This is a genomic window from Burkholderia sp. COPS (assembly GCF_019425585.1).
Lineage (GTDB): Bacteria > Pseudomonadota > Gammaproteobacteria > Burkholderiales > Burkholderiaceae > Burkholderia > Burkholderia cepacia.
Genome location: NZ_WIXR01000015.1, coordinates 36,919 through 49,427, shown reverse-complemented (window position 1 = coordinate 49,427; position 12,509 = coordinate 36,919). Strand labels below are relative to the sequence as shown.

General features: G+C 65.1%; 11 protein-coding genes. 2 read left to right on the top strand and 9 right to left on the bottom strand.

Going from position 1 to position 12,509, the window contains the following annotated elements; all coding sequences use genetic code 11:
* Positions 1–63 precede the first annotated feature (63 nt).
* The 6 genes from FOZ70_RS13290 to FOZ70_RS13265 form a co-directional block, all read right to left on the bottom strand.
* The gene (locus tag FOZ70_RS13290; protein ID WP_021157672.1) at positions 64–1,287 is read right to left on the bottom strand and encodes an IscS subfamily cysteine desulfurase; all 1,224 of its coding nucleotides are present in this window, start codon (positions 1,285–1,287) and stop codon (positions 64–66) included.
* A gap of 65 nt (positions 1,288–1,352) precedes the next feature.
* On the bottom strand, positions 1,353–1,892 hold the full coding sequence (iscR, locus tag FOZ70_RS13285; protein ID WP_009691731.1) for a Fe-S cluster assembly transcriptional regulator IscR: 540 nt from the start codon (positions 1,890–1,892) through the stop codon (positions 1,353–1,355).
* Between the two features lie 114 nt (positions 1,893–2,006).
* The gene (locus FOZ70_RS13280) at positions 2,007–2,489 is read right to left on the bottom strand and encodes a low molecular weight protein-tyrosine-phosphatase (protein ID WP_219706068.1); all 483 of its coding nucleotides are present in this window, start codon (positions 2,487–2,489) and stop codon (positions 2,007–2,009) included.
* A 101-nt stretch (positions 2,490–2,590) separates the two neighbouring features.
* Positions 2,591–2,818 carry a hypothetical protein gene (locus tag FOZ70_RS13275; RefSeq protein WP_027786967.1) on the bottom strand — a complete coding sequence of 76 codons (228 nt, stop codon included), beginning with the start codon at positions 2,816–2,818 and terminating at the stop codon, positions 2,591–2,593.
* A gap of 129 nt (positions 2,819–2,947) precedes the next feature.
* Positions 2,948–4,357, bottom strand: coding sequence for a lactate utilization protein B (locus tag FOZ70_RS13270; protein ID WP_219706067.1), 1,410 nt, complete (start codon positions 4,355–4,357; stop codon positions 2,948–2,950).
* 34 nt (positions 4,358–4,391) lie between these two features.
* Positions 4,392–5,114 (bottom strand): (Fe-S)-binding protein, encoded by a 723-nt coding sequence (locus FOZ70_RS13265; protein ID WP_021157667.1) that lies wholly within the window; start codon positions 5,112–5,114, stop codon positions 4,392–4,394.
* A gap of 183 nt (positions 5,115–5,297) precedes the next feature.
* On the opposite strand from FOZ70_RS13265, the gene FOZ70_RS13260 reads away from it, so the two are divergent.
* Positions 5,298–6,107, top strand: a complete 810-nt coding sequence (locus tag FOZ70_RS13260; protein WP_027786965.1) for an IclR family transcriptional regulator — start codon at positions 5,298–5,300, stop codon at positions 6,105–6,107.
* A gap of 93 nt (positions 6,108–6,200) precedes the next feature.
* On the opposite strand, the gene pbpG is transcribed toward FOZ70_RS13260, so the two are convergent.
* Positions 6,201–7,370 carry a D-alanyl-D-alanine endopeptidase gene (pbpG, locus tag FOZ70_RS13255; RefSeq protein ID WP_021157665.1) on the bottom strand — a complete coding sequence of 390 codons (1,170 nt, stop codon included), beginning with the start codon at positions 7,368–7,370 and terminating at the stop codon, positions 6,201–6,203.
* A 653-nt stretch (positions 7,371–8,023) separates the two neighbouring features.
* Here pbpG and FOZ70_RS13250 point away from each other — a divergent pair.
* Positions 8,024–8,590 (top strand): phasin family protein, encoded by a 567-nt coding sequence (locus FOZ70_RS13250; protein WP_006481973.1) that lies wholly within the window; start codon positions 8,024–8,026, stop codon positions 8,588–8,590.
* A 198-nt stretch (positions 8,591–8,788) separates the two neighbouring features.
* On the opposite strand, the gene lpdA is transcribed toward FOZ70_RS13250, so the two are convergent.
* Both lpdA and aceF read right to left on the bottom strand, forming a co-directional pair.
* Positions 8,789–10,549 carry a dihydrolipoyl dehydrogenase gene (lpdA, locus tag FOZ70_RS13245; RefSeq protein ID WP_059489161.1) on the bottom strand — a complete coding sequence of 587 codons (1,761 nt, stop codon included), beginning with the start codon at positions 10,547–10,549 and terminating at the stop codon, positions 8,789–8,791.
* Positions 10,550–10,834: 285 nt separating this feature from the next.
* Entirely contained in the window at positions 10,835–12,487 is a 1,653-nt protein-coding gene (aceF, locus tag FOZ70_RS13240) for a dihydrolipoyllysine-residue acetyltransferase (protein WP_059493300.1), read from the bottom strand.
* Positions 12,488–12,509 lie beyond the last annotated feature (22 nt).

Genomic DNA, 12,509 nt, shown 5'->3' with positions numbered 1-12,509 from the left:
AGACTCCTTGACTCGTTACGTCTGCGTGCGCGAATCCGCCCGCGGGTATGTTCAATCCGGCGCTCAGTGTGCGGCCCATTCGATCGTCGACAGATCGATGCCTTCCTGGTGCATTTCCCAGAGCGGCGACAGTTCGCGCAGTTTCGCGATCTTGCTGTTCAGCAGGTTGATCACGAAGTCGACTTCCTGCTCCGTCGTGAAACGGCCGACCGTAAAGCGGATCGAGCTGTGCGCCAGCTCGTCGTTGCGGCCGAGCGCACGCAGCACGTACGACGGCTCCAGCGACGCCGACGTGCACGCGGAGCCCGACGACACCGCGACGTCCTTGATCGCCATGATCAGCGACTCGCCTTCGACGAAGTTGAAACTGATGTTGAGGTTGTGCGGGACACGGCGTTCCATGTCGCCGTTCACGTACGTTTCCTCGATCTGCGACAGGCCGCGCAGCAGCTTGTCTCGCAGCATGCGGACGCGCTCGTTTTCCGTCGCCATTTCTTCACGTGCGATGCGGAACGCTTCGCCCATGCCGACGATCTGGTGCGTCGGCAGCGTGCCCGAACGCATCCCGCGCTCGTGGCCGCCGCCGTGCATCTGCGCTTCGATGCGCACACGCGGCTTGCGGCGCACGTACAGCGCGCCGATGCCCTTCGGGCCGTACGTCTTGTGTGCCGAGAACGACATCAGGTCGACCTTCAGCTTCGCGAGATCGATCCCGACCTTGCCGGTCGACTGTGCGGCGTCGACGTGGAACACGATGCCCTTCTCGCGGCAGATCTCGCCGATCGTCTCGATGTCCTGGATTACGCCGATCTCGTTGTTCACGTGCATCACCGACACGAGGATCGTGTCCGGACGCAGCGCGGCCTTGAACACGTCGAGGTCGATCAGGCCGTCATCCTTGACGTCGAGGTAGGTGACTTCGAAGCCATCGCGCTCGAGCTCGCGGCACGTGTCGAGCACGGCCTTGTGCTCGGTCTTCACCGTGACGATGTGCTTGCCCTTGCCCTTGTAGAAGTTCGCGGCACCCTTGATCGCGAGGTTGTCCGACTCCGTTGCGCCGGACGTCCAGATGATCTCGCGCGGATCCGCGTTCACGAGCGCGGCCACCTGTTCGCGCGCTTCCTCGACCGCACGCTCGGCATCCCAGCCGTACGCGTGGCTGCGCGATGCCGGGTTGCCGAACTGCTCGCGCAGGTACGGCACCATCTTGTCGACCACACGCGGGTCGACCGGTGTCGTCGCGCTGTAATCCATGTAGATGGGCAGGTGGAGAGTCTCTTGGGTCATCTGTCGCTCCGGGAATTCTGTGCAGGGACTATGTGCGTTATGGGGTATGGCGGGCGCCTTCGCGCTCACGAACTCGCGATGTTGAACACCGAATTGGGACCGAGCGGCATCGTGCGCACCGGTTCGGCCGGTGCAGCGACGGGCTCCGGCGTGCGGCGATCGCGCAGCACCGCAGGGGCGCCCTCGCGTGCGCGCTGCTGATCGACGAGATCCTGCAGCGACACGGAGTCGAGGTATTCGACCATCTTCTGGTTCAGCGTCGACCACAGCTCGTGCGTCATGCAATGGCCGTCGGGTTGCTTCGAGCCGTCGCACGTGCCTTTGCCGCCGCACTGCGTGGCGTCGAGCGGTTCATCGACCGCGATGATGATGTCGGCAACGGTGACGTCCTGCGCGCGACGCGCGAGGTTGTAGCCGCCGCCCGGGCCGCGCACGGATTCGACGATTTCATGCCTGCGCAGCTTGCCGAACAGCTGTTCGAGATACGAGAGCGAAATCCGCTGGCGCTGGCTGATGCCTGCAAGCGTCACCGGGCCCTGCTCCTGGCGCAGTGCCAAGTCAATCATCGCCGTGACGGCGAAACGGCCTTTGGTGGTGAGTCTCATGGTGTCTAGGGGACTGCAATCTTGACGATTTTGGTCAAGTATAAATATTTGACGTTTTTAGTCAAGTATCCATGTCTTTGAAAGGGTATTCGCAGACCGCTGAATACCGCGCGATCAGCGCTCCGTGCGAGCCCGGAGCGTCTCGAGCAGGCCCGCGCACGCGCGCTCGACCTGGTCGAGCACCTGCTCGAAACCCTGCGCGCCGCCGAAATACGGATCGGCCACTTCGGTTTCAGTCGAATCCGGCGCGAATTCCATCAGCAGGCGCACCTTGCCCAGATGCTGCGGCGGACAGCGGCGGCGCAACTCCGCGAGATTCGCGTCGTCCATCGCGAGCAGCAGGTCGAAGCGCTCGAAATCCGCCGCGCTCACCTGTCGTGCGCGCAGCGCCGACAGGTCGTAGCCGCGGCCGCGAGCGGCCGCCTGCGCACGCGTATCGGGCGGCTCGCCGACATGCCAGTCGCCGGTGCCGGCCGAATCGATCGCGATCCGGTCCGCCAGCGCGGCCGCATCGACCTGATGACGCATCACGCCTTCCGCGGTGGGCGAACGGCAGATGTTGCCGAGACAGACGAAACAGATCGAAACGCGGGTCATCGCACTATCGGAAAGCCGCGGCGAACCGCGCGGGAGAAGAACACGCCATTATACAAAGGCGACCGGAATCGCGCCGTCCGGCAAAGCGACGGCGCCGTGCATTACAGCGCCTTCGGCGCGACGAGCGCGACGTCGCCGGATGCCGCCGGCAGCGGCTTCGCCGCGTCGTCGACCAGCCCGAACGACACCGCACGCGCCAGTTCGGCAGATGCCTGGTGAACTGCGAGCGGGCCACGCGACGGCGCATCGGCCATCGCATGCAGATAGGCAGCCGCAGCCAGCGGAACGACGATTGCCAGCGGCCAGTACATCGATATTGTCTTTTTCATGATGCGGACCTCCTTGACCTCGTACCCCGAAACCCAATTCCGGGGACTACACACGAGATTCTATAGGCCGCATCTATCGAGATAAATATCCAAATAGCGAACGCAGTGTTGTCGCCGGATGAACAGTCGTCAGCCGAGGTGGCTTTGCGACGCCGCGTACAGTTCGCGGAACGTGCGCCCGGTCGGGGTCGGCATGTCGCGCGTGTCCATCCAGCCGCCCATCATCGGCAGGCGCCGCAGCGTGCCGCCGGCGCCCAGCCGCTCGAGGATGCGCACCGCGACCTTCGTCGTCAGCGCGTACAGCATCGGCCGCCGCGCGACGAAACCCCATGCAGCGAGCGCCGCCCGCTCGCGCCACGGCCGCAGGTGCCGCTCGACCTGCTTCTCGCGCAGCGTGCGCAACAGGTGCGACAACGGAATCCCGGCCGGGCAGACGCTGTCGCATTCCCCGCAAAGCGTCGCGGCCTGCGGCAGATCCAGCGCGCGATCGAGCCCGACGTAACTCGGCGTCAGCACGGAACCCATCGGCCCCGGGTAGACCCAGCCGTACGCATGGCCGCCGACCTTCTGGTAAACCGGGCAATGGTTCATGCATGCGCCGCAGCGGATGCAACGCAGCATCTCCTGGAACTCGCCGCCGATCAGCCCCGTGCGGCCGCCGTCGACGAGCACCACGTAATTGTGCTCGGGGCCGTCCTCGTCGCCCGGCCCGCGCGGCCCGGTCAGCAGCGAGAAATAGTTCGACGTCTTCTGCCCCGTCGCGGAACGCGGCAGCAGGCGCATCGCGGTCGCGAGGTCCTCGAGGGTCGGCAGCACCTTCTCGATGCCCGTCACTGCCACATGCACGCGCGGCATCACCGTGCACATCCCCTCGTTCCCTTCGTTCGTCACGATCGCGACCGACCCGGTCTCGGCGATCACGAAGTTGCCGCCGGTCACGCCCATGTCGGCCGACATGAAATGCGGGCGCAGCACCTCGCGCGCCTCCCGCGTCATGTCCGGAATCTCGGTGAGCCGCTCGCGGTGGTGCGTGCGCGCGAACAGGTCGGCGATCTCGTCCTTGTCCTTGTGGACGACGGGCGCGATGATGTGGCTCGGCGGCTCGTTGTCGTTGATCTGCAGGATGTATTCGCCGAGGTCCGTCTCGATCGATTGCACGCCCATTTCCGCGAGCACCGCGTTCAGGCGCATTTCCTCCGACACCATCGACTTGGTCTTGATGACCTTCTTCACGTCGTGACGGCGCGCGATGTCGGCCACGAGCCGCGCGGCGTCCGCCGTCGTCTCGGCGAACAGCACGGTCGTGCCGCGCCGCGTCGCCTCCTGCTCGAAGGCCTCGAGCCAAACGTCGAGATTCTCCAGCGCGCGGTTGCGGCGCGCCTTGAGCGCGGCCCGCGTGGCCGGGAAGTCGATCGCGGTCATCGCGTCGGCACGCGCGGACACGAACTTCGTCGACAGCTTCTTCAGGTTCTGCTGCAGGCGCTGGTCGGCCAGCTTCTGGCCGGCGCGCGCCTTGAAATGCATCGATTGGACTTGCATCGCGGTATCGGGGAAAAGTGAGCGGAACCGGGCGTCAGACGTCGCCCGCCAGCACCTGCGCGACGTGCAGCACGCGCGTGTCGCGGTCGCCGGTGCGGCGCAACCGCCCTTCGATGTTCAGCATGCAGCCGAGATCGCCGAGCACGACGGCGCCCGCGCCCGACGCGCGCACGTTCGCGCACTTCTCGTCCGCGATGGCCGCCGAGATGTCGCCGTACTTCACCGCAAACGTGCCGCCGAAGCCGCAGCAGTGCTCGCAGTCCTTCATCTCGGTAACCGCGATGCCGCGCTGCGCGAGCAGCGCGCGCGGCTGCGCCTTTACGCCGAGTTCGCGCAGGCCCGAGCATGAATCGTGATAGGTGACGGGCCCCGTGAATTCACCCGGCGCGAGCGAGACCTTCGCGACATTCGCCAGGAAATCGGTCAGTTCGTAGACCTTCTGCTGGAACCGCGTGTAGCGCCCCATCAGCTCGGGGTCGTCGCGGAACAGGTCGCCGTAGTGCGCGCGGATCATCCCGCCGCACGAACCCGACGGCGCGACGACGTAATCGAACTGCTCGAACTCGCGCAGCGTCTTTTCCGCGAGATCGCGGGCGAGCGCGCGGTCGCCCGAGTTGTAGGCCGGCTGGCCGCAGCAAGTCTGCGCGGGCGGCACGATCACCTCGTAGCCGGCGTCGCGAATCAGCTTGAGCGCCGAAAAACCGATTTCCGGACGCATCAGATCGACCAGGCAGGTCACGAACAAACCGACTCGCATACGCGCTCCTTCGAGAAAACGGCTCTCATTATCCGCCGTTTGGCCGGCGAGACCAACGCCGGCTCGCGCGCGAGCCCGCACTGCGCGAAACGAGGACTTCCTCGAACGGCGTTCGCTTTTTTCACGATACGAGATACAATCGTTGCAACACCGCTTGCCGCGTCAACCGATTTCTCCCCCGACATGAGCCAACCCACCCCGGATTCCAAAACGTCGATCCAGGTGATCGAACGCATGATGCGGTTGCTGGACGCGCTCGCCGCGCACAGTGACCCCGTGAGCCTGAAGGAACTTGCGCAGCGCACGGAGCTGCACCCGTCTACGGCGCACCGCATCCTCAACGACATGGTGACCTGCCGCCTCGTCGACCGCTCCGATCCCGGCACGTATCGCCTCGGCATGCGGCTGCTGGAGCTCGGCAACCTCGTGAAGGCACGCCTGTCGGTACGCGACGCGGCGCTGATGCCGATGCGCGAGCTGCACCGCCTCACCGGGCAGACCGTGAACCTGTCGGTGCGCCAGGGCGACGAGATCGTCTACATCGAGCGCGCGTATTCGGAGCGCTCGGGGATGCAGGTCGTCCGTGCGATCGGTGGCCGCGCGCCGCTGCACCTCACGTCGGTCGGCAAGCTGTTCCTTGCAGCCGACGAAACGTCGCGCGTGCGCGCCTATGCGACGCGCACGGGGCTGTCCGGCCATACGCAGAACAGCATCACCGACATCGCGAAGCTCGAGCGCGAGCTGACGATCGTCCGCCAGCAATCGTGCGCACGCGACAACGAGGAACTGGAGCTCGGCGTGCGCTGCATCGCGGCCGGGATCTACGACGATTCGGGCAAGCTCGTCGCGGGCCTGTCGCTGTCGGCGCCGGCCGATCGCCTTCAGGATGCGTGGCTCGGCCAGTTGAGCCGTACTGCCCTCACCATTTCGGAATCGCTCGGCTACCGGCCGGCGCCCACGAAGGATGCGGACGGGCTGCAGCGGCAGGCGTAAGCCGCTCCGCGCGCCCGCAGTAAAAAAGCCCCGCGATTGCGGGGCTTTTTTTCGGCCATCGGCGCGGCGGCGAATCGTCACGCCGCCGTGCGATCAGGTCCCGCCGTTCGGCGTGTTGGCCGCCGTCAGGCGCTCGCCGCCGCCTGCATCGAGCCAGTTGCGCAGGCGCGCAGCGTCGGCGAAGCGCGAATACTTGCCGAACGAATCGAGCAGCACCATCACCATCGGCCGGCCGTGGATCGTCGCCTGCATCACGAGGCATTCGCCCGCTTCGTTGATGAAGCCCGTCTTCTGCAGACCGATGTCCCACGAGCCGTTGCCGCGGATCAGCGCGTTCGTGCTGTTGTAGGCGAGATTGCGCTTGCCCGTGTACACCTCGTAGCTGCGATCGGTCGAGAACTGACGGATCATCGGGTACTGGTACGCCGCATTGACCATCTTCACCAGATCGCGCGCGCTCGACACGTTCGAGCTCGACAGGCCGGTCGAATTCTCGAAATGGGTATCGGTCATGCCGAGCGACTTCGCCTTCGCGTTCATCGCGGCGATGAACGCCGGACGACCGCCCGGGTAATAACGCGACAACGCGGCGGCCGCGCGGTTTTCCGACGCCATCAGCGCGATGTGCAGCATGTCTTCACGCGACAGCACCGAGCCGACCGACAGGCGCGAGCCCGTGCCCTTCTCGTAGTCGCGGTCTTCGTCGGTGACTTCGATCTGGTCGGCCATCGGCGCCTTCGAGTCGAGCACGACCATCGCCGTCATCAGCTTCGAGATCGACGCGATCGGCACGACGGCGTGCGAATTCTTGTCGAACAGCGGCTCGCCGGTGTTCTGGTCGACGACGTACGCGACGCTCGAACGCAGCGCGAGCGCGTCCGGCGTATCGTGCAGGCCGAACGCCTGGCCGACGCTCTGCCGGCGCGGCTGGAACGCGACCTTGCGAACCGCGCCGTGATGGCCGGCACGCACGCTGTTCGCCGCGAGCGTCACGCGCTTGCGCGACGCCTTTGCGCGCGGCGCATCGGCCGCGGCGACCTTGGCGGATTTGTCGGAGGTGGCCTTGGCCGACTTCTTCTTCGCGGACGAAGCAGGAGCGACAGCCTTTTTCTTGGCGGCTTGTTGGGTCTTCGCAGTGGCGGCAAAGGCGTCAGCGGGCGTGACGGACGCGGTGGTCGCCAGCAAGGCGACAGCGACCGACACAGCCGTGCCGAGCGTCATGCTCTGCAACAATCTGCGCGGTGAAAACGATTCGGCTTTCATTGGGGTCTGGACAAAGCGGGCGGGAGGTTTCCGCAAGTGTAGTTAAAGCTGAAAAAAAGAGCAATATTAGGCACTTACCGATCGTCGTTAAACCGGAATGTAAGGGTTGGCCAACCTCTGACCAATGAACCCTCCCGCTCCCATCGAAAAAATTCATGGGATGCGCTGCCCGACAGTACCCGTCTCCCGATTACACACGGTTAATTGAGATAACGTCACTTCGGAGGCGATTTAAAGCGGGGAAACTACGTATCCGGCGCTCGGGGTGCCTTGGGAGCCGGTCTCGGCCGTGGCGGCGGCACGTCGCCACGGTACGCGCATCGAAACGGCGCGATTTCGACAGGAACAGAAGGATAACGTTCCATGACCCTGTCAGGTTTACCTGTGCATGATCATGGTGCGCCGCGTGCGCCCCGCGCCCGTGCGCACCATCTGGGAGACGCGCATGAAACCGATTCCGAACGGGCACGATAACTTGTTGTTTTATCGATAATTTGTCGCGATTGTGCAACGCACAAAAAATACTTGACATCCGTTTTCGCTGCCCTAAAATAGGCCTCATTGCTGCGTTGCACAAAGCACGCGCATCCGAGGTTCCCCGTCGTAGTGCCCTTTACCCTGCGATCGACGCGATCGCTTTTCAGGAGCTGGACATGTCCTTGCTGACCCCCGAGCAAATCGCCGCTGCACAGAAAGCCAACCTCGAAAGCCTGTTCGGTCTGACGACCAAGGCGTTCGAAGGCGTCGAGAAGCTGATCGAACTCAACCTGCAGGTCGTGAAGTCGACGCTGGCCGAAGGCCAGGAAAACGCACAGCGCCTGCTGTCGGTGAAGGACGCACAGGAACTGATCGCACTGCAAGCCAGCCTGTCGCAGCCGGTCGCGGAAAAGGTGCTGTCGTACGGCCGTCACCTGTACGAAATCGCATCGTCGACGCAAGCCGAGTTCGCGAAGGTTGCAGAAGCGCAATTCGAAGAGCAGAACAAGAAGGTCCAGGCACTCGTCGACAACGTCGCGAAGAACGCCCCGGCCGGTTCGGAAACGGCTGTCGCCGCACTGAAGTCGGCACTGAACGCTGCGAACACCACGTACGAAACGGTTCAGAAGGCCACGAAGCAAGCCGTCGAAATCGCTGAAACGAACTTCAACGCTGCTGCTGCCGTCGCAACGAAGGCTGCTACCGCCGCTGCCGCACGTCGTTCGAGCAAGCCGGCCGCGTAAGCGTCCCCTGCTCCTGAAAGAGCCGCGCACTGCGCGGCTTTTTCGTTTCTGGCGCCGCACCACGCCGGACTCGCCAAGCCGCCTGCCTTGCCCGAACGGTCGTTTGAGCATCGGCCGCCAGCAAAAGAAAACGCCGCCGCCCGGATTGCCCGGGAGGCGGCGTTTTTTGTGGCCGGCAACATGCCGGCTCCGCTCGCGTTACTTCTTGCGCTGCGGCGGCAGGTCCGTGCACACGCCTTCGTACAGTTCGGCGGCCATGCCGACCGATTCGCCGAGCGTCGGGTGCGGATGGATCGTCTTGCCGATGTCTTCCGCGTCCGCGCCCATCTCGACGGCGAGGCACACTTCGCTGATCAGGTCGCCCGCGTTCAGGCCGACGATCGCGCCGCCGATCACCCGATGGGTTTCCTCGTCGAAGATCAGCTTCGTGAAGCCTTCGTCGCGGCCGTTCGCGATCGCGCGGCCCGATGCGGCCCACGGGAACACGGCCTTGCCGTACTTGATGCCTTCGGCCTTGCACTGGTCTTCCGTCTTGCCGGCCCACGCCACTTCCGGATCGGTGTACGCCACCGACGGGATCTGCAGTGCGTCGAAGTACGCCTTCTCGCCGTGCGCGGCTTCCGCTGCGACGTGGCCTTCATGCACGGCCTTGTGCGCGAGCATCGGCTGGCCGACGATGTCGCCGATCGCGAAGATGTGCGGGACGTTCGTGCGCATCTGCTTGTCGACGTCGATGAAGCCGCGATCCGTGACGGCAACGCCCGCCTTGTCGGCGCCGATCTTCTTGCCGTTCGGGCTGCGGCCCACCGCGACGAGCACGAGGTCGTAGCGCTGCGCTTCCGCAGGCGCCTTCTCGCCCTCGAACTTCACGTAGATGCCGTCTTCCTTCGCTTCCGCGCCGACCGTCTTGGTCTTCAGCATCACGTTGCCGAAGCGCTTCGCGTTGTACTTTTCCCAGACCTTCACGAGATCGCGGTCCGCGCCCATCATCAGGCCGTCCATCATTTCGACCACGTCGATCTCGGCGCCGAGCGTCGAGTACACCGTCGCCATTTCGAGGCCGATGATGCCGCCGCCGATCACGAGCATGCGCTTCGGCAGCTGGCGCAGTTCGAGTGCCCCGGTCGAATCGACGACGCGCGGGTCTTCCGGCATGAACGGCAGCTTCACGGCCTGCGAGCCCGCCGCGATGATCGCCTGCTTGAACTTGACGACCTTCTTGCCGTTTTCGCCCTGCACTTCCATGTGGAACGGATCGACGAATGCGCCGACGCCCGTGACTACTTCGACCTTGCGCGCCTTGGCCATGCCGGCGAGGCCCGTCGTCAGTTTCTTGACGACGCCGCCCTTGAAGTCGCGCAGCTTGTCGAGATCGACTTCCGGCTTGCCGAACGTGATGCCGTGCGACGCGAGCGCCGCGGCTTCCTCGACGACGAGCGACGTATGCAGCAGTGCTTTCGACGGGATGCAGCCGACGTTCAGGCACACGCCGCCGAGCGTCGAGTAGCGTTCGACGAGCACGGTCTTCATGCCGAGGTCCGCTGCGCGGAACGCGGCCGAGTAGCCGCCGGGGCCGGCGCCGAGCACGAGCATGTCGCATTCGATGTCGGCGGCACCGCTGTAGCTGCCGGCTTGCGGCGCGGGTGCCGGGGCGGCCGGTGCCGGAGCAGCCGCTGCGGGCTTGGCCGGTTCGGGTGCTTTCGCGGGCGCGGCGGCGCCTGCGGATGCTTCGACGATGGCGATGACGGTGCCTTGCGAGACTTTCTCGCCGGCCTTGACCTTGACTTCCTTGACGGTGCCGGCGACGTCGCTGGGCACTTCCATGGAGGCTTTGTCGGATTCGAGCGTGATGAGCGTCTGCTCTTTTTCGATCACGTCGCCGGGTTTCACGTTGACTTCGATGACATCGACGCCGCTGAAATCGCCGATATCCGGAACCTTGACTTCGATGAGACTCATGACTGTCCCCTTCTTGATTAGCTGCAGACAGAGGGGGAGAAACTCGCGGAAGAACCCACTACTGCGACTACGGCCTGACAAGAGAACGCGACGCTGGGCAGGACCACCTTTGCCGTCCGCCCAAGGACGCGCCTTTCTTTTGGTTACTTTTCTTTGGAAGACAAAGAAAAGTGACCGCCGCCCCGCGCAGGGGCGACGCTAATAGACCGTTAGCGCAACAGGTTCAACGACAAGAGCGTGGAGAACCAACCAAAAACCACGCCCCCGCGAGCCCCACCCCGCTCATCAAAGGATGATGCGACGGAAATCCGCGAGCAACGCGCCGAGATACGCATTGAACCGCGCGGCTTCCGCGCCATCGATCACGCGATGGTCATACGACAGCGACAGCGGCAGCGTCAGACGCGGCACGAACTGCTTGCCGTCCCACACCGGCTTCATCTGGCCGCGCGACAACCCGAGGATCGCGACTTCCGGCGCATTGATGATCGGCGTGAAGTGGGTGCCGCCGATCCCGCCGAGCGACGAGATCGAGAAGCAACCGCCCTGCATCTGGTCCGGCTTCAGCTTGCCGTCGCGTGCGGCCTTCGACAGCTCGGCCATTTCCTTCGCGATATCGACGAGCCCCTTCTTGTCCGCATCGCGGATCACCGGTACGACGAGGCCGTTCGGCGTGTCCGCGGCAAAACCGATGTGGTAGTACTGCTTGAACACCAGGTTGTCGCCGTCGAGGCTCGCGTTGAAGGTCGGGAATTTCTTCAGCGCGGCGACGACCGCCTTGATCACGAACGCGAGCATCGTGAACTTCACGCCCGCCTTTTCGTGCTCCTTGTTCAGCTGCACGCGCAGCGCTTCGAGCTCGGTGATGTCCGCTTCGTCGTTGTTCGTGACGTGCGGGATCATCACCCAGTTGCGATGCAGGTTCGCGCCCGAGATTTTCTTGATGCGCGACAGCGGCTTCGCCTCGAACGGGCCGAACTTCGAGAAGTCGACCTTCGGCCACGGCAGCAGGTTCAGCTCGCCGCCGCCTGCCGGCGCGGCTGCCGCGCCCGGTGCCGCGCGCTGACCGGTCATCACGCCCTTCACGAAGCCCGTGACGTCTTCCTTCGTGATGCGGCCCTTCGGACCCGAGCCCTGCACGCGCGCGACTTCGACGCCGAGTTCGCGCGCGAACTTGCGTACCGACGGCGATGCGTGGCTGGCGCGGTATTCGCCCGACGGTGCCGCGGCCGGAGCCGGCGCAGCAGCGGCCGGTGCGGCCTTCGCGGGTGCCGGTGCGGGTGCTGCCGGCGCTGGCGCCGGCGCTGCAGCGGCGGGCGCCGGTGCGCTCGCCTGCGGTGCGGCAGCCGCTGCACCTGCGGCTTCGAGCAGCACGATCAGCGTGCCTTCCGACACCGAATCGCCCACCTTGACCTTGATTTCCTTCACGACGCCCGCTGCCGGGCTCGGCACGTCCATCGTCGCCTTGTCCGACTCGAGCGTGACGAGCGACTGTTCCTTCTCGACCGTGTCGCCGACCTTCACGCCGATCTCGATCACCGGCACGTCCTTGTAGTCGCCGATGTCCGGTACCTTCACTTCGAGCGTGCCGCCGGCGGCTGCCGGTGCGGCAGCCGGTGCCGCTGCGGCCGGCGCAGGCGCGGCCGCCGGAGCCGGTGCTGCGGCCGGCGCGGCCGCGCCGTTGGCCTGCGCCGCGGCGCCGCCTTCGAGCAGGATGATCAGCGAGCCTTCCGACACGGAATCGCCCACCTTGACCTTGATTTCCTTCACGACGCCGCCTACCGGGCTCGGCACGTCCATCGTCGCCTTGTCCGACTCGAGCGTGACGAGCGACTGCTCCGGCTCGACCGTGTCGCCGACCTTCACGCCGATCTCGATCACCGGCACGTCCTTGTAATCGCCGATATCCGGCACCTTCACTTCGATCGCTTGACTCATCTGTTTCTGTCTCCATGGCCGC